This window comes from Pseudomonas sp. D(2018), from assembly GCF_005502555.1.
GTDB classification, from domain to species: domain Bacteria; phylum Pseudomonadota; class Gammaproteobacteria; order Pseudomonadales; family Pseudomonadaceae; genus Metapseudomonas; species Metapseudomonas resinovorans.
Window position 1 is genome coordinate 45,794 of sequence record NZ_SCOK01000005.1, and the last position, 17,633, is coordinate 63,426.

Here is a 17,633-nt window from a genome sequence, read left to right on the forward strand (position 1 = left end):
CTGCGCTGCCCTTGGCGAATGAATTCGCCCCTACGCAGTTGGAGCCGGCTTGGGAATCAGCTCGATCAGGCAGACCGTGCCGGTGCCGCTCAGCTTCACCCCGGCCAGGGCGCCGGCGCTTTCCAGGTGCAGGCAGTCGTGCCGACCCAGAACCGCTGACACCTGGCCTTCGTGCGCAAGGCTCACTCCACCTTCGGCAGCGAACAACAACAGGGGGCTGGCGGACGAGAAGAATTCGGCCTCACCCGCGACCTGCAGCCATTGCAGACGTGCGGCGTAACGCGTGGGCGAGTAGATGAGGTTGAAATCGCGGATCGGCCCGTCGATCAGTTCGCACTGCACTGCGCTACCGCCATCGAAAGCGAACGCATCCAGGGCGGTGAGTGTGCGGGACCATTGCCCATCCACTTCCAGGCGCATGCCAGCACCTTCCAGCACGGTGATCACCCGCTGGTAGCCGGTGAAGGCGGAGAAGCCGCCGGACTCGCCGACATCGGCGATGGACAGGCGCCAGCCGAAGCCGTCGAGACCGTCGCCTGCGTCGCGGGCGATTTCCAGGGTGGAACCGGCGCCGTTCTTCCACGGCATACGGGGGTAATCGGCGGCGCGCAGCAGGCGGGATTGGGTCATGAACCGAAACGTCCTTCGAGGCGGTAGCGGGAGCCGGGGTAAAGCAGGCGTGCGCTGGTCACGGTATTGCGCCCGGACCAGGTGCGCCGGCGAATCAGCAGGCAGGGCTCGCCCCGCTCGATCTGCAGCAGCTTGCATTCATCGGCGTCGGCCAGGATGGCTTCGACCACATGTTCGCCTTCGGTCAGCGGTGCCACCTGGGACAGATAGGCGTAGGGCGTCAGGCGGGTGAAGTCCTGCTTCAGGTAATCAGGGGCGACGGCGGGGTTCACGAAGCGGTCTTCGATCTGCACCGGCACGTCGTTCTCGAAATGCACGATGCGCGAGTGGAACACCCGTTGGCCTTCGCGCAGGTCCAGCGCCATCGCACGCTCGGGCCCGGCCACTTCATCCACCAGGCTGACCACCACGCAGTGGTGGCGATGGCCGCGTGCGGCGATCTCTTCGGCGATGTTGTGCACTTCGAACAGGGCCGACTGGCCCTTGGGCTCGGCGACGAAAGTGCCCACGCCCTGCATGCGCACCAGCAACCCTTCGGCGGTCAGCTCGCGCAGCGCGCGGTTGATGGTCATGCGGCTGAAGCCCAGCTCATTGACCAGTTCGCTCTCGGACGGCACGCGGTAGTGCGGTGGCCAGGCTCCGCTCTGGATCTGCTGGCTGATCATCTGTTTGACGCGGGCATAGAGGGGTGCAGGAGCTTCCCCGATCTGGGCGGCCAGCGAAGACGGTGCGACGGGTGAACTGGGCACGGGAATCTCCTTGTCGGCGAAGAGGCAGGACCCTGGAAGGAAAACAGGCTGAGCCCGGAACTGGGTGCCCGCTCCCGGCATGTACCGGAATCGACAACTCCAGACAAGTGCGCGACTGACGTGAGTTTACGTTACCCGCAAACGTCTGTATATGTATATACAAATAAAACCACCCATGCCAGGGCCCCTCACCATGTCCGCATTCTTCGCCGAACGCGCCCTCTTGCCGCAAGGCTGGGCTCGCAACGTCCGCCTCGAAGTATCCCTCAACGGCCTGATCGAGCAGGTCCTGACCGATGCCAGCTCAGAAGGCGCCGAGCGCCTCCAGGGCCCCGTGCTGGCGGGCATGCCGAACCTGCACTCCCACGCCTTCCAGCGCGCCATGGCCGGGCTTGCCGAAGTCGCGGGCAACCCCAACGACAGCTTCTGGACCTGGCGCGACCTGATGTACCGGCTGGTGGGCCGACTCAACCCGGAGCAGGTGGAGGTCATCGCCCGCCAGCTCTATATCGAAATGCTCAAGGCCGGCTACACCGGCGTCGCCGAGTTCCACTACGTGCACCATGACGCTGACGGCCGCCGCTATGCCGACCCCGCCGAGCTGTCCCTGCGGGTCAGTCAGGCCGCTCGCGACGCCGGCATCGGCCTGACCCTGCTACCGGTGCTCTACAGCCACGCAGGCTTCGGTGGCCAGGCGCCCAACGACGGGCAACGACGCTTTATCCACAGCACCGACAGCTACCTGGCCCTGCAAGAGCGCCTGCGCGGCGAAATCGCCCGCCAGCCCAATCAACAACTGGGGCTGTGCTTCCACTCCCTGCGCGCGGTCACGCCCGAGCAACTGAGCGCAGTTCTGGCGGCGGAACAGGGCGCTCGCCCCATTCATATCCACATCGCCGAGCAGCAGAAGGAAGTGGATGACTGCCTGGCCTGGAGTGGCCGACGCCCACTGCAATGGCTGTACGAGCATGCGCCGGTGGACGAACGCTGGTGCCTGGTGCACGCCACCCATGCCGAAGCCGGAGAAGTAGCGGCCATGGCCACAAGCGGCGCGGTGGCCGGACTCTGCCTGACCACCGAAGCCAACCTGGGCGATGGCATCTTCCCGGCGGTGGACTTCCTCGCCCAGGGCGGCCGCCTGGGCATCGGCTCCGATAGCCATGTGTCGGTCAGCGTGGTGGAGGAACTGCGTTGGCTGGAGTACGGCCAGCGCCTGCGTGACCAGCGCCGCAACCGCTTGTACCGCGCCGACCAGCCCCAGGTCGGCCGCACCCTGTTCGATGCCGCCCTTGCCGGTGGCGCCCAGGCCCTTGGTCAGCCTGTGGGCGCACTGGAAGTCGGCAAGCGTGCCGACTGGATCGTGCTTGACGGCGATGACCCCTATCTCGCCACCGCCGACGGTGACGCCCTGCTCAACCGCTGGCTGTTCGCCGGCGGCGACCGCCAGGTGCGCGATGTGATGGTGGCGGGGAGCTGGGTAGTGCGCGAGGGCCGACATGCGGCGGAAGCGGAAACGGCCAAGGCCTTTGCCGGGGTATTGCGGGAAGTCCTGCGCTAGCCCGAGCCGTCCTCACCCCTCTCCTCTTCAGGGAGAGGGGCTGGGGGAGAGGGCACTGTCCGGCGTGCGCCAGATCAGCAGGTCGGTGTCATAGCCCTGCTCTTCCACCCGTTCCAGCAACTGCTCGCGAGTCTTCTCCGAAACCACCGGCGTTCGCGACAGCAGCCAGAGGTACCGGCGATCAGGATTGCCCACCACGGCGGTGCGGTAGTCATCGTCCAGGTACAGCACCCAGTAGTCGCCCTTGGCAACGTCCGGAAAGAGCCGCGAGAACCAGTTATCGAAGCGCACCCACAGCTTGTCGGTACGTCCTTCCACCTGGGGCACGGCGTTGCCACGGGCTTCCTTCCAGTCACCGTCCAGGGTGCGGCAACGGTTCAGCACGCCCAGGCGGCCGTCGTCCTGCAGCCGGTAGTGCGCCTCGGACTGGGCGCAGCCGCGCTGGAAGAACATCGGCAACCGCGCCAGCTCGTACCAGGTGCCCTGGTAGCGCTCAAGGTCCACCGCCGCCACCGTGCGCGGTGCTGGCGGCGCCTCGTGATGACTGGCGCAGCCGGCCGTCAGCAGGGCCGCCAGCAGTACGCCGGTTCGCGTCATTTGAGCCCCTTGCCGGAGAACATCAGCACCTTGTCACCAGCGTACTGCACGCTGACGAAGGCCTTCTCGTCACCCCAGGTGCAGCTGGTCAGGCCCACGGCACCGGAGCACTCGGTCGGGCTGCCGAGCAGCATCTCGACCTCGGCCTTGGTCATGCCGGACTTGAGCTTGGAATAGTTTTCCTGGTTGAGCTTGTTGCAGGCGGCCAGCACCAGGCAGCAGGACAAAAGAGCGAGGGTACGCAGAGACATGAAGCACTCCTTGGCGGATGGGACGCGACAAGCTTGGCACAGCGGTCGCGAGACTGCCCCATTTGAGCCTAGAAGCGTGAGCCGGGTTCCAGCAGGAAAGCGGATTCTTCAGCGCTGGATGGGCGTCCGAGGACGGCGTTGCGATGGGGGAAGCGACCGAAGCGGGCGATGACCACCCGGTGGCGCTCGGAGAAATCGAGGAAGCCTTCGAACAGTGATCTGTCCGCTAGGTCGACGCCGTCGAGCAAAAGGCGATAGCGATAGAGGGCGCGCTCCTGGCTGGCCAGGTCTTCGGCGTGCTCCAGCACCAGGTAGATGAACACCTGACGGATCGGCACGAGGTACCGCTCCAGGCCACGGGCCAGGCCGTCGGCCACCAGTGCCTGGGCGCGCGCGTCGCCGGCGAAACCGCGCGGGCTATTGCGAAAGATCATGCGCGGCAACTGGTCCAGCAGGAGCACCAGCGCCAGCCAGCCATCCGGCTGCTCGGCCCAGTCGGCAAGTTCGCCGGCCAGGGCCTGTTCGACCAGGTCGCCGAAGCGCTCGCGGGCTTCGGCATCCTGATGGTCTTTCTTGCCGAACCAGAGCCCCTGGCGCGCCGCGGCGGTCTGGCTGGCGGAGGCCTCGGGGCCGAACCACCAGTCGAGCAACGGCTGCCAGGGCTGCACGGGTTACTCCTGGTGGTAACCGGTGACGCGGGCGACTTCTTCCTTGGAACCGAGGAAGACCGGCACGCGCTGGTGCAGGGAGGTCGGCTGGATCTCGAGGATGCGCTGGCGGCCATCGGTGGAGGCGCCGCCGGCCTGCTCGATGATGAAGGACATCGGGTTGGCCTCGTACATCAGGCGCAGCTTGCCGGGCTTCTCCGGCTCACGGGCGTCCCAGGGGTACATGAAGATGCCGCCGCGCGTGAGGATGCGGTGCACGTCGGCCACCATGGAGGCGATCCAGCGCATGTTGTAGTTCTTGCTCAGCGGGCCTTCCTTGCCGGCCAGCATCTCGCCGACGTAGCGCTTCACCGGCTCTTCCCAGTGACGCTCATTGGACATGTTGATGGCGAACTCGGCGGTGGTTTCCGGTACACGGATGTTGTCGTGGGTGAGCACGAAGGAACCCAGTTCGCGGTCCAGGGTGAAGCCCTTCACGCCATCGCCCAGGGTCAGCATCAGCATGGTCTGCGGGCCGTAGATGGCGTAACCGGCGGCGACCTGCTGGGAACCCGGCTGGAGGAAAGCCTGCTCGTTGAGGCTGTCGTTCTGCGAGAGGTGCTGGTCGGGGCAGCGCAGTACCGAGAAGATGGTGCCCACCGACACGTTGACGTCGATGTTGGAGGAGCCGTCCAGCGGGTCGAACACCAGCAGGTAGGCACCCTTCGGGTATTTGCCGGGGATCTGGTAGGCGTTGTCCATTTCCTCGGAGGCCATGCCGGCCAGGTGGCCGCCCCACTCGTTGGCTTCCAGCAGAATCTCGTTGGACATCACGTCCAGCTTCTTCTGCACCTCGCCCTGGACGTTCTCGGTGCCCATGCTGCCGAGCACGCCGCCCAGCGCGCCCTTGGACACCGCATGGCTGATTTCCTTACAGGCGCGCGCGACAACCTCGATGAGGAAGCGCAGATCGGCAGGGGTGTTGTGGCTTCTGGTCTGCTCGATCAGGTAGCGACTCAGGGTAACGCGGGACATGGAATGGCTCCGGAGGGTGGAAAAATGCGCGCAGTTTAGCGCGACTCGATTCGCAATGCCTCTCAGCGGGATGGAAGGTGCTGAAACGGCCTGCGGCGGCAGCCCGCAAGGGCTATGGATTCATCTGACGACAAGGATTGCGACGGGTTCCGCGGTCAGCCTGCAGCAGGCGCCGCCATCCTCCACACCTGGTTACGGCCGTTGCGCTTGGCCTCGTAGAGGCCGGCATCGGCCACCTGCATCAGCTCTTCCAGCGTCTGCCCCTGGACTGGCCAGACCGCCAGCCCGGCGGACAGGGTCACCGACAGCGGCCCCTCGCGGGTAGGCAGCGGCTGGCCGGCCAGCGCCTGGCAGAGCACCTGCAGCCGGGCGAAAGCCTCCTCGCCCGTGGCACCGGGCAGCAACAACAGGAACTCCTCGCCACCAATGCGGAACACCGCATCACTGCCACGCAGGTTGCCGGTCAGGTGGATGGCCACCGCACGCAGCACGTCGTCGCCGACCAGGTGGCCATGACGGTCGTTGAGCTGCTTGAAATGGTCGAGGTCAATCAGCGCCAGGGCGATGGGCGTACGTTCGCGCTGGCTGCGGGCAAGCTCGCGGGCGAACAGCTCACCCAGATGGCGGCGGTTGTACAGGCCGGTCAACGGGTCGCGCAGGGCCTGCTCCTGCAATTGTTCGTGCAGGCGCGTAATGGTACGCAGGCGCTCCTCGCTGGTGGCGAGCGCCTCGGCCAGCTTGAGTTCGCTGCAATGGCGCTCGGTGATGTCGCGCAGGTAGAGCATCTGCCCGAGGATGAAGGTGCCACCCCGGGTAACCCGCTCGATATCACGGGAACGCACTTCGAAATAGCGCGAGGAACTGGCCGGAACCAGCAACATCTCCCGCTCCCCGGCCGTCAGCATTGCCTCCAGCTCCACGCCGTACACCGGCCACTTGGCCAGCACCATGCCCTGCCAGGCCGCTGGCTGCCCGGCCAGCGCCAGGGCGGCGGGATTGGCGTCGATCACCCGACGCCTGGGGTCGACCACCAGCACCGGGTCGGGCAATTCCTCGAGCAGCAGGTGACGCGCCACCGGCAACATATCGAACAGGCGCACGCCGAGAATCAGGCAGGCAAACGCCACCAGGGTGAAGGCGAAGCTGAAGGGCGTGGGGTCGAAGCCGAACAGCGTCCAGCCGTAGACCACATAGCTCAGGTTGGCGCCCCAGGGCACGCAGGTAACCAGCACGAAGGCCAGATAATGCCGCCGATGGAGGCCATGGCTGGCCAGGGCCGCACGGGTCACCACGGCCAGGCAGAAAACCATGAAGACATAGACGTAGATGGCCACGGCATTGAACAGCGGGCCATGGTCATAGCGGATCGCCGCGCCGGGTAAGTCGTCCACCGGCAGGGTGCCGGGTCCGTAGAACAGCTGATGCCAGGGATTGCTCAACGCCATGCCGGAAGCCACCAGCGGGCCGATGCCCAGCAGCAGGAAACCGCGCAGACTCAAAGGTTCACGGATGCTGTTGACGTACTGCCAGAGGAAGACGGCCCAGAACGTTGGCACGCCGATGATGCCGGGCCACGCCATGCTGGCCCAGAACACCTTGCACTGCGGGCCCTGCGCGGCCAGTTCCAGACCTGCGGCGGCCAGCCACCAGCAAATCCCGAAGTGCAGGACGATAAAGCTTTCGCGGCCGGGGAAATGGCGCTGGCGGCTGACCCAGCGCGCCATGAGCATGACCCCCAGCCCAACGGCGATGGTCAGCGCCACCGGACCGTTGAGGCTCCAGCCACTGGCCAGGCAGGCGTTCATCGCCAGGCTCCGAGGAGCGCGGCAAGCGGCGAGGCGGAATCTGGAGAGAACTGCTGAAAGCTGAGCACTGGCCGTCCTGACCTGGCATTGGGACGGCAGGTTGCCGCCCCAGAAAACACAGAACAAAGATACATCAAAAAGCCACTACTACCGTAGGGTCTTCCGTCGATACTCAGGATCGCGCCGTTGGCCGTCGCAACAGGCTGAAGGCCATGGCGCCCAACAGGCCAACACCCAGCAGCAACACAGCCCAGAGCCCGACACGCTTCCAGACGATCTGCCCTGCGGTCTGCCGCTCCGCCGGATGCACGCCAGTTTGCGGCGGTAGTGCCACCGCGTCGGCCTGCCCCATCTTCGCCAGGCTGGAACGGTCGAAACCCGGCACCAGCGTAGCCAGGGGCAGTTCCGTGCGGCTCGCTTCGAGATTGCCCAGGGCCAGCATGAACGGCGGGTTGCCTCGGGCGAGGAACACCACCTGGGTCGCGTGCATGCCCACCTCCAGGCGCGGCACCTGCTGGCCGAAGCCACCGGCGCGCGGGTCCACCGTCAGGCGCAGTTGCTTGACCGCCATCCAGCCCGGCAGATCCAGCTCCTCCCGGGCCACCTCCTTGCCGTCCTGGGGCAGCCGGTAGAGCACGCCGGACGTCAACGGCTGCCATTGCGGGGCACCGTCGCGACGGGCCTCCACCTGCACCGGCAACAGGCTGCCAGGCCGTTCCACGGCAATACGCAGACGCTCGATGGGCAGCCCCAGCGGCAAGTCCCAGACATATTGGCCATCTTTGCTGCTGATCGGCTCCAACGGAGCAGACCAGGCCATGGTTGCCGGCAGGCTCTGCCGGCTGGCGCTCACCACGGTCGCGGCCGTCAGCTCTGGTGCCTGCTGCGGGCTCTGCCAGATCAGCCGCAGATAGCGCGCCGAACGTCCGGGCAGAGAGACTTCTCGCTGGTCGATGCGCTGGTCTGCGAAGGACAGCCGGGCCACCTGGCCATCCCCCCAGGACTCCCAATGCTGTAAGTCATCGCTGGCCTCGATGCTGAAACGCTGGAAGCCCTCGCCGTCGGCGTTCCAGTCCAGGTTCAGCTTTTCCAGGGGCGCCTGCACGCCGCTGGCGTCCAGCAGCCAGCCACGCAGCTGCTCACCCGCCGAAGCCGGGCCGTCCGGTACCACCTGCACCACGGTGCCGGTGGTGCTGCGCTCGACCCGCACACTGGGAAGACCTGCCCCTTCGGCCGGACCGCGCAGAGGGAACCTGCGCAACGCATGTTCATGGCGGGCGCGTTGCTCGCTGGCGCTGCTGCGGGTCAGGGCGTAGGCCAGCGCCTCGCCGTCGGCGTTGAACACCCGCAGATCGCGCAGGTCCGCATGGCGAGCGGCGAAGTGCAGCGCCATGGGCAGGTCCATGCGATACCAGGGGCCTTCGCCATCAAGTCGCAACTCAACGCGGGTGGTGAAGTCGTCTGGCTGCACAGCGGCAAGCAGTGGCTGGCAGAGCAATCCCAGGCCGGCCAGCAGGGCCAGGCCTGGGCGGCGCAGGCTAGAGAGTCCGATCATGCGTTGACCCGCTCCTGTTCAGGTTCCGCGCGCCTGGGCGGCAGGGGCGCGAAGTAGCCGACGACCAGCAGCAGGACGCCGACGCCAATGAAGGACACGATGCGCTCCAGGCCACCGCGATTGCCCAGTTCGACGAAGAACAGCTTGGCCACCACCAGCGCGATCAGCGCCGCGCCTACCAGCCAGAGTTCACGGCGGGCACGCAGGTGTCCGCCGACCATCAGGCCAAGGGCAATGCTGGTCCAGACGATGGAGAGTCCGGCCTGCACCAGCATCGAGTCGAGCTGCGCCTCCAACTGGTACGGCACACCGCCCCAATGGTGGGCGCAGCGGAACACCGCCGCGGTGGCCAGGGCAAACAGCGACACGCCGGCCACCCCTTGCGCAAGCCAGGCCGGCAGCATGATCAGGCCGAACTGCGGCAGGCAATCACGCAGCCAGAGGCAAACGCCGAGCAGCGCGAACAGCAGCCCCAGTTCCAGCGGGTTGAGCAGCGGCAGGTAGGGCAGCGGTTCGGCAGCGCCATCGCTCCAGGCGTTGGCGATCCAGAACCAGGCGAGCATCAGCAGCGCCAGCGGTAGCGATGCCCAAAGGCGGTACTCCTGTGGGTAGGCGGCGACCGGCCACGGCAGGCGCGGTCGCAGCGCTACCAGCAGCAGCCAGGCGCTCGGCAACAGCGCCCAGCCCAGCCATCGCCAGGCGTTGTACTGCTCGGACATCAGCATCAGCAGGTAACGCAGCTCCAGCGCCAGCACGCCGAGCAGCAACCAGCAACCCAACACATGGGCGGCACCGCGCGCACCGGCCGGCAACAGACCGTCGAGCCGCCGCAGCGTCAGCAGGTGAACCACGAACAGCGCACTCCAGCCGGCCCAGCCAAGCTGCGCCGCCGGGTGATACTGCGGCGCCCAGGCAACCGCCAGCGCCACCAACCCCGCTGGAGCCAGTACCAGGCAAAGCAAGGCCAGCGCGCGCCACTGCTCACGCCCTGCCAGCCAGGTGGTGAAGGCCACGCTGGCGGCGACCAGTAGCAATGCCAGCGGCACCTGCATCCCGGGCTCCACGAAGCGGCCGATTTCCGCCAGCCAAGCCAGCGCCCACCAGCCGGCGCTCCAGGCCAGCAGCAACTGCGCCAGGTGCGCCAGGCTGAGCCCCGCCATGGCCGCGTCGACACGCGCCACGCGCTGCAGGCGCCAAGCCCCGATAAAGGCCGCCATGGCCAGCACCGCTGGCGTCCAGAAGCCGGCATGGGCCAGCGGCCGCAAGCCTTCGCCACTCAGCTCGCCCAACAGCAGCGGGCTGACCGCGAGGAAGCTCATGCCCGCCAGCAACTGCAAGAACAGGCCGAACCAGAATGCCGCGCGCTGCTGCAGATAGAGGCTGAGCCAGAGGATCAACAGCCCACTGCCCGCCCAGACCGCACCTGCCGTGCGCCAGGGCAGGACGAACAGCACCGCCAGGTTGACGAAGGCCAATCCTGCCAATAGCACCAGCGACAGACCGCGGAGCAGCCGCGCATCACTGCGCGCCAGCGGGTGGCGTGCCGTCAGCAGCATCCCGGCGATCAGCGCCAGGCCGATCAGCGACGCCACCATCAGCCCACGCCAGCCCTGCACATTGCCGCTGCCCAGGCCCGTGCCATCCAGATCGAGGAGGAAGATCGCCCCGCCGAGCAACTGCACCGCGAACGCACTGAACAGGAAGGTGCGCGACCCCAGCCGCAGCCCAACAAAGAGCGTCGCCAGACCGGCCAGGGCCCAGGCAATGGCCGTGCCTTGGGCGGCAAGCGCAAGCGGCGCCATCAGGTAAAGGAATGCCAGGCCGGCGCAGGCCAGCGCTGGCAGGCAGCGGCGTTCCAGCTCGGTGGCGGCCTCAACGGGTGCCCGGCGCAGCTGCCAGAACACGAACAGCAGCGCCGCACCCAGCATCAAGGCCCCCAGGGGCGAGCCGTCCAGCATGGCATCGCCCCCGTCACGCAACCCGCCCAGGAAGGCCAGGGCCGCGCCAACCTGCAGCAGCAAGGCGAACGCCCGCGCCAAGGGCCGGCCCTGGCGCAGGCCAAGCCAGTAGATCCCGGCGCCCTCCACCGCCCAGGCGGCAGACGTCCAGCGGGCATCCAGCCCCAGCGGAATCGCCAGGCTGCCGAACACCACGCCCAGCGCCAGGCAGGTTTCCACCAGCAGCAGCGCGCGGCCAGCCGTGCGGCCGGCAAGGACTCGTGCCAGGACGATGTAGAACAGCCCCAGGGCGAGGGCACTGAAGGCGGCGCCGAACTCGATATGGCGGATCAACGCCACCTGCAGGCCGAAACCGATGATAGGCGGACCAAACAGCACGGTGCCGTCCACCGTATCGCCCTGACGTGCCGACCAGCGCAGTAGTTCGCCACGCTCTTCGGGCGCGTCCGCCGCATCCGCCAGCTTGCGCCGGGCGAACAGCAGGCCGATGCCCACGTACATCAGGAAGAACAACACCAGGAAGGGCTCGGTGCTGGCGAAGAGCTCCGGACGATACGAGCGCAGGCCCCAGGCAAAGCCGATGCCGAAGGTCCCGACGAAACCGATCAGATTGAGCAGCCGCCAGGCCTTGAACCAGGCAATCGCGAAGATGCCCGCGTTGAGCAGTGCGAAGTAGCTGAAGAGCGCCACATGATTGCCGCTGCCACTGGAGGTGAGGATCGGCGCGGCGAAACCGCCCAGGGCTGCAGCGGCGGCCAGGCCGAGTGCATCCTGGGCCACGGCGAGGATGGCGGAGAACAGGGTGACCGCCACCAGCAGGCCGAAGGCCATCGTCGGGTCCAGCAGCGGATGCAGGCGCATGGCGGCGAACACCGTCAGGTAGAGCACGGCAATACCGGCGCCCTGGAGCATCAGCCCGTAGTTCGGATTGCGTCGGCGTAACCACCAGCCAAGGCCGAGCAAGGCAATAGCCGCCAGGGCCACCCCGGCATAGCGCAGTTCGATGGGAACAACCATGCCTTCAGTGGCATAGCGCAGCAGGAAGGCCAGGCCCAGGAAGAGCAGCACCACCCCGACGCGCAACACGGTATTGCCGCCGAACAGCCAATTGCGCGCCGCGGCAAAACCCCGCTCGAGCAGCGAGGGTTCGCGGGGTTTGGGCGGACTCGGAGGGGCCTGGCGGGGAGCGCTGGGGCGCGCTTCACGGCCCCAGGCATCGGCGGGCGGGGCAGCCGCTGGCGCGGGCTTCGGCTCCGCAGCGGCAACCGATTCCGCCAGCACCTCGGCAGGCAACTCCCAGACCAGCTGGGAATCGTCGTCGGGCATCGCTTCGGGCGCGCGCTCAGCCGGAGCCACCTCAGGCTGGGTAACAGGAGATGGCGCCTCTGCAGCCGGCTGCGCTTTGCCCTGCTCCACCTTGAGCAGGCGCTCATGGATGGCTTGGGTGCCTTTGTCAAAACGGGCGGCGAAGCTGGCCTGCGCCTTGCGCAACTCGGCGTTCTCCCGCGCCAACCCCTGGAGGCGAATGGCCTGGCCCAACCCCAGGCCTATCAGGCCGCCGAGCAGGGCACCCGTAACGCTTTCATCAATCCCGGCGCCGAAGGCCAGGCCAACCAGCATGAAGATCCATTGCATGCAGCGTTTTCTCGGATGATTGTGCACATTGGGGCCGCATCCATCGCAGCCGCGACCGGCCGGACGCTACAGGAGAACAGGCGTCGACCCAATAGAGACGCCTGAGTCCTGGCTCACGGACACAGAAGATTCCTACAGCCCCGCGCGATATCGACACAAATCTGGTGAGACAAAGGGAAATTTCGCGTTCCCCGACGGGAAACTGTTCACTTTTTCACCGACATCGCTATGATGCCCGCCCTTCTCCCCTAGCCTGCTCGCCGACCATGAAGACCATGATGATCGTCGGTGCCGACCTTGACCGGACGGACACCTGGATCAAATACGAAAAGACCATGTGCCACGCCTGCGCCTCCAGCTGCTGCACCATGCCGGTCGAAACGCGTCTGAGCGACCTGATCCGCCTGGAGCTGGTCGCCGAGTTCGAGCGAGGCGAACCGCCGAAGAACATTGCGAAACGGCTGATGAAGGACGGCGTGGTGGAGCGCTTCAACCAGAAGTCCGGCATCTTCACCCTCACTCGCATGGGCAACAACGACTGCTACTTCCTCGACCGCAAGAGCCGTCTGTGCACCGTCTACGACAAGCGCCCGGAAACCTGCCGCAACCACCCGCGCATCGGTCCGCGCCCGGGCTACTGCGCCTTCAAGCCGAAGGACTGAACCCCGGACTCTGGCGCTAGCGGGTCATCTTCTTCACGAAGACCACCACGAACAGCGCCATGGTGAAGCTGCCGACAAACGCCTCGAAAGCCGCCAATGGCCGCGACAGGCCCAGCGGCGCGATGTCGCCATAACCGAGTGTGGTGAAGGTCACCACGCTGAAGTACATGCAGGCTGCCAGCTCCATCAGGTTGGTCAGTACGTCCTGGTCCGGGGAGAAGGCCAGCCGCACGTCGCCGTGGTAGACGCCCACCAGAAAATAGAGCAGGGCGAAAATCAGCATGAAGCCCACCGAAAACAGCACCACCCGCAACGGCTGCTCGCCGTAACCGCAAAACAGATCGACCATCCACGAGAAAAAGCGATGCCCGGACCAGCGCGGCATCTGTAGCCGGCGCATGACCATCTCGCGATAAAAGAAGCGCCCCGCCTGCTCGAACAACCCGGCCTGCTCCAGATGGAGGCGCAGGTTGCGATAGACCTCTTCGGCCTGCTGCAACAGATCGAACATCAACTCCCGCTGCCCGGCCTTGCGTGCCGCACGCGCCTGACGTTCCTGCTGCACCTGCTCGCCCCACACCACGTTGTCCAGGCGTGCGCCGTCGAGCTTCACCCCCAGTAGATTGGCATCGCGCAGGTCGGCTCGGTAGAGATCGCTGCCGGACAAGTCATAGCCGACCGCGCTGCCACGGTGCACCAGATCGAGGCCAGCCAGCCGGCACTTCTTCAGGCAAAAACCCCGCATCGGCGCGCCACTGCGTGCCCGCGCCTCGAGTGCCGGAGTGAGTTCGGGCGCGTCCGATTTGTCCTGCTTGGCATCCCGCCAGAAGTCGTCCTCAGGGGGGATGTCGAGCATGTTGGCAAACCCGGGGTACGGATTTTCAGCCTAGCCCAAAGCCCCCGAAATCGCGCCGCATCAGCGGCGACACACTGTGGGGCCGATTTCAATGGCTATGTCTGCATTGCCCGTAGGAGCTGGCTTGCCAGCGAATGGCCCCGTTTCGCTGGCAAGCCAGCTCCTACAAGGCTCTTGGCCGGATGGTCAATTTCTCGCAACAGCTAACGCAGACATAGCCAATTCAATCGCCAAGGGCGGCGCAGTTGCCCCAAGACCCCATACATACAGTCAGCAGTTCAACGCTTCACGGCCGACAGCAGCTTTTTCACCAGGCTCACCCCGGCCAGCACCAGGGCGCCTGAGGCGATGCCCGCCAGACCATCGACCAGTATCTGCACCAGCCAGGCGAAGCCGCCAGACGCCGCCAGCACCGGCTCCAGCAGGTGATGGGCGGCGGGAATGCCGTGGAGGATGATGCTGCCACCCACCAGGAACATGGCGGCAGTGCCCAGCACCGACAGCCCTTTCATCATCCAGGGGGCGGCAACGAGGATGGCTCGTCCAATGGCCTGGGCCGCGGAGCTGGCCTGACGAACCAGATAGAAGCCCAGGTCGTCCAGTTTCACGATGCCCGCCACCAGGCCATACACACCCACCGTCATGATCAATGCAATGCCTGCAAGCACTGCCACTTGGGTACCGAAGGGAGCAGCAGACACCGTGCCCAGGGTAATGACGATGATCTCGGCGGACAGGATGAAGTCGGTACGGATGGCCCCCTTGATCTTGTCCTTCTCCATGGCCACCAGGTCGACTTCGGGATTGGCCACGGCTTCGGTCAAGGCCGCATGGGCCTGCTCGTCCTCTTCGTGGCTGTGCAACCACTTGTGCGCCAGCTTCTCGAAACCTTCGAAGCAGAGAAACGCACCCCCGAGCATCAGCAGCGGAATCACCGCCCAGGGTGCGAAAGCGCTGATCAGCAGGGCCGCCGGTACCAGGATGGCCTTGTTCACCATCGACCCCTTGGCCACCGCCCAGACCACCGGCAGCTCGCGATCGGCGCGCACGCCGCTGACCTGCTGGGCGTTCAGCGCCAGGTCATCACCCAGGACACCTGCGGTCTTCTTCGCGGCGACTTTAGTCATTACCGAGACGTCATCGAGCAGGGTCGCGATGTCGTCGATCAGGGTCAGCAGGCTGGCTCCGGCCATGGTGTGTCCTTGCAGAGGGGAAACGGGGCGCCTTGGTTCGGCGAAGGCGCACTACAGACAAAAACGCCCCGCCGGTCAACCCGGCGGCGCTTTTCTGCCAGTCGGTTCACGCCTGACGCTGACCACTTCGATGTCGGCAGGTCTGGTCTTGGGCTTGATCAGGCTGAAATCGATCAGCGCCTTGGGCCGGTATGGGTCACCAATCAGCAGCGGGCGCGGCTGGAAGGCGGCGCTGACCACACTGCGGCTCGGGTCGAAGCCATCGAAGCGTAGCCCGGCCAGATCCGCCCAGGTGTGGATGAAGCTCGAACTGCTGTAGGGGCGACCAAGGTTGGCGCGAAGCGCCTGGGGGTGCTCCGCGCGCCACTGCGGCGAGCGCCAGAGCATGAAGGGGATCGGATCGAACCGATCAGAATCGGAAGGGAAACCGGCCGTCGGAAGACACCGACGGCCGGGAAGCGGGATCAGAAGTCCAGGGTCAATGCCAGACTGGCGCCTTGCTGGGTATCGTCCTCACCCTTGCGCCAGCTGTAGCCGCCGCGCAGCGACAGCTCCGGCGTCAGCGCCTGGCTGAAACCAAGGCTCACCCGGTTCAGGTGGTCCTGTGGCGTAAAGCCTTCGAGCGTGAAGCGATTCCCGGGCAGGCTGTTGAGGGAAAGGGTCAGATCCTGCGTATCGTCCTCATACTCCCGTTCATGGGCATACTCGGCGAACACCTGGGTGTCGGCGCTGAATGCGTACTTGCCCTGAAGGCCGGCGCCCAGGCGCTTGGAGTTGCGCTTTTGGTCGTCATAGTTGAGCGACGTGGCATTTGCACCATCCTCGGCGTAACCGTCTACCTCTACTCGCGCGTAGTCGGCGCTGATGAACGGGGAAATATGCCATGGGCTGTCGACTTGCTGGGCGATGTCATAGCCCAGGCGTGCGCTGAAGGCCCACAGGTAACCGTCGGTATCTCCCTTCTCGCTGCGCGAGCCGCCACCAAGGGCGAACTTGCGCTTCAGGTCGTCGTAGTCGAGATAGCCACCAGTCAACGCGGCATCCGCCCACCAGCGGTTCTCCTGGTACTGGACGAAGGCGCTGGCCAGATAGCTGTTCAGGCGGTATTCCGAGTCCTCGACGCCGGCCTCCAGCTCTTGCCGGAAGAACCCCGCCGCGACACCGGCACGCCAGGCATCGTCAAGCCGGTAGCTGCCGCCGAGGGTGAGGTTGTAGCCGTTGCCGTCGCCGCTGGCGGCGCTGTCCTGGGAGTCGAAGTCCAGATGCTGGCCGCCACCGGCAACAAAGGCGCGCCACTGGCCCACGCCCTGCCAGTTTTCCCAATCCGTCTGCCACTGATTGCGCAGCTCATCCTGATAGGCCCGCAGGGTGCCGTGAGCCATCTCGGGCAGCAGGGTCACTTCCCAGGGCGCTGCAAGCAACGAATAGGCGTAGTCGGCAATCAGCCGCTGACCGGCGATGGTCGGGTGCACGCTGTCGTTGAACAGCAGCTTGGTTGGATCCGGCGAGGTACCGTTGAGGCCATAGGTGGGGTTGCCGACGCAACCGTCGCCGCTGAAGCAGGTGCCAATCAGATCCTGGTCGGTGGCCAGGCCAAAAGCACCGGGGCTGGCCAGGCCCTCCTTGAGCAGCAGGGGAATGTTCAGCGGGATGATGTTGGCATTCACCTGGCCCAGTTGCGCGGCCAGCTCGGTGTTGAAGGTGGTGCTGAGTTGAGTCGCGAAGGACTGGATCGGGCTGCCGAACGTCGCCGGGGTCAGACCCAGATCGGGCAACAGCCAAACCATGATGTAACGGGCGCCGGCCTGTTGCAGGGCCTCCACGCTGTCGACCAGGCGCCCCGCCGCCTGGCGGGCCTGGAGATCATTGAGGATGCGCCCCTGGAGGAAGTCGTTGCCGCCGCCGGTAAGGTAGTAGAGGGCATTCGGGTCAGCGCTCAGCCCTTGGCTCGCGCGGTCCACCAGGTAGCCATCACGGCTGCGCAGTACGGTGCCGTTACGCTCGACCACCGAGCCGCCCGACGCGGTGATCGAGTCGAATATCTGGTCGGTGCGGTAGCCGCCGACCGCCCAGTTGTTGCCATCGGCGATGCCCTGCTGGGCGTTGACCGGCGACGTGGAGGCACCAAGGTCTCCAGGCGCAATGCCGAGACTGCCGCCGAGTAGCATGGGGGCGGTCGCGCCGAAGATCTCGCCGCTGCCGTTCTGGTACGTCGGGCCAACGCGGTTGGTGAATCGTGAGGTGCTGCCGGCGGGGCCACCGGGATCTGGGAACTGCCCGGCGTCGCTGAGACTGTCGCCGAACACCACCAAGGTGGAATAGGGGGAAGGAGCCGCCTGTAATGCAGTGGACAGCGTGGTCAGCAGGCAAGCTGCCACGAGTGGCTTGAGCGCCATTCTGGTCATGCTACTTACTCCGTGATTGTTCTTATTGTCTGGAGGCACGAAAGTACCAAAAAGCCCGAGCACGCCCAAAGCTCATTCCATGGCCCCGCCTCAGCGG

At 66.0% G+C, this 17,633-nt stretch carries 14 protein-coding genes and 1 pseudogene; 2 read left to right on the forward strand and 13 right to left on the reverse strand.

Translation table 11 applies throughout. The annotated features are described in order from the left end of the window. Positions 1-30: 30 nt before the first annotated feature. Both FFS60_RS05590 and hutC read right to left on the reverse strand, forming a co-directional pair. Positions 31-630: a HutD family protein gene (locus tag FFS60_RS05590; RefSeq protein ID WP_137821356.1), complete on the reverse strand. Its 600-nt coding sequence runs from the start codon at positions 628-630 to the stop codon at positions 31-33. Further along, positions 627-1,379: a histidine utilization repressor gene (gene hutC / locus FFS60_RS05595; RefSeq protein WP_137821357.1), complete on the reverse strand. Its 753-nt coding sequence runs from the start codon at positions 1,377-1,379 to the stop codon at positions 627-629. Before hutC ends, FFS60_RS05590 begins: the two co-directional genes overlap by 4 nt. A 193-nt stretch (positions 1,380-1,572) precedes the next feature. Here hutC and FFS60_RS05600 point away from each other — a divergent pair, with 193 nt between their 5' ends. Further along, entirely contained in the window at positions 1,573-2,937 is a 1,365-nt protein-coding gene (locus tag FFS60_RS05600; RefSeq protein WP_137821358.1) for a formimidoylglutamate deiminase, read from the forward strand. Positions 2,938-2,964: 27 nt separating this feature from the next. Here the strand turns inward: FFS60_RS05600 and FFS60_RS05605 are convergent, their stop codons facing one another. The 7 genes from FFS60_RS05605 to FFS60_RS05635 all read right to left on the reverse strand — a co-directional run bounded on the left by FFS60_RS05605 (position 2,965) and on the right by FFS60_RS05635 (position 12,420). Further along, positions 2,965-3,534 carry a lipocalin family protein gene (locus FFS60_RS05605; RefSeq protein ID WP_137821359.1) on the reverse strand — a complete coding sequence of 190 codons (570 nt, stop codon included), beginning with the start codon at positions 3,532-3,534 and terminating at the stop codon, positions 2,965-2,967. After that, positions 3,531-3,785 (reverse strand): outer membrane protein assembly factor BamE, encoded by a 255-nt coding sequence (gene bamE, locus FFS60_RS05610; protein ID WP_028629847.1) that lies wholly within the window; start codon positions 3,783-3,785, stop codon positions 3,531-3,533. The genes FFS60_RS05605 and bamE overlap by 4 nt, the downstream gene beginning before the upstream one ends. A 68-nt stretch (positions 3,786-3,853) precedes the next feature. Continuing rightward, the gene (locus FFS60_RS05615; protein ID WP_137821360.1) at positions 3,854-4,453 is read right to left on the reverse strand and encodes a DUF924 family protein; all 600 of its coding nucleotides are present in this window, start codon (positions 4,451-4,453) and stop codon (positions 3,854-3,856) included. Positions 4,454-4,456: 3 nt separating this feature from the next. Continuing rightward, complete coding sequence (locus FFS60_RS05620) at positions 4,457-5,467, reverse strand: class 1 fructose-bisphosphatase (RefSeq protein WP_028629849.1); 1,011 nt, start codon at positions 5,465-5,467, stop codon at positions 4,457-4,459. A gap of 155 nt (positions 5,468-5,622) precedes the next feature. Beyond that, complete coding sequence (locus tag FFS60_RS05625; RefSeq protein ID WP_137821361.1) at positions 5,623-7,272, reverse strand: histidine kinase N-terminal 7TM domain-containing protein; 1,650 nt, start codon at positions 7,270-7,272, stop codon at positions 5,623-5,625. A gap of 172 nt (positions 7,273-7,444) precedes the next feature. Beyond that, the gene (locus FFS60_RS05630) at positions 7,445-8,827 is read right to left on the reverse strand and encodes a DUF3999 domain-containing protein (RefSeq protein ID WP_137821362.1); all 1,383 of its coding nucleotides are present in this window, start codon (positions 8,825-8,827) and stop codon (positions 7,445-7,447) included. Next, positions 8,824-12,420, reverse strand: a complete 3,597-nt coding sequence (locus FFS60_RS05635; RefSeq protein ID WP_137821363.1) for a DUF2339 domain-containing protein — start codon at positions 12,418-12,420, stop codon at positions 8,824-8,826. The genes FFS60_RS05630 and FFS60_RS05635 overlap by 4 nt, the downstream gene beginning before the upstream one ends. A gap of 266 nt (positions 12,421-12,686) precedes the next feature. Between FFS60_RS05635 and FFS60_RS05640 the strand changes: the two genes are divergently transcribed. Beyond that, positions 12,687-13,082, forward strand: a complete 396-nt coding sequence (locus FFS60_RS05640; protein ID WP_028629853.1) for a YkgJ family cysteine cluster protein — start codon at positions 12,687-12,689, stop codon at positions 13,080-13,082. Positions 13,083-13,098: 16 nt separating this feature from the next. Here FFS60_RS05640 and FFS60_RS05645 read toward each other — a convergent pair whose 3' ends face one another. From FFS60_RS05645 to estP, 4 genes and pseudogenes are all read right to left on the reverse strand, one after another. Continuing rightward, positions 13,099-13,938 carry a potassium channel family protein gene (locus FFS60_RS05645; protein WP_137821364.1) on the reverse strand — a complete coding sequence of 280 codons (840 nt, stop codon included), beginning with the start codon at positions 13,936-13,938 and terminating at the stop codon, positions 13,099-13,101. Positions 13,939-14,216: 278 nt separating this feature from the next. Then, on the reverse strand, positions 14,217-15,131 hold the full coding sequence (locus tag FFS60_RS05650; RefSeq protein WP_137821365.1) for a DUF808 domain-containing protein: 915 nt from the start codon (positions 15,129-15,131) through the stop codon (positions 14,217-14,219). 75 nt (positions 15,132-15,206) lie between these two features. Then, positions 15,207-15,527 (reverse strand): annotated as a pseudogene (locus FFS60_RS05655) (hypothetical protein); the annotation flags it as partial. A gap of 68 nt (positions 15,528-15,595) precedes the next feature. Continuing rightward, on the reverse strand, positions 15,596-17,536 hold the full coding sequence (estP, locus tag FFS60_RS05660; RefSeq protein WP_137821366.1) for an esterase EstP: 1,941 nt from the start codon (positions 17,534-17,536) through the stop codon (positions 15,596-15,598). Positions 17,537-17,633 lie beyond the last annotated feature (97 nt).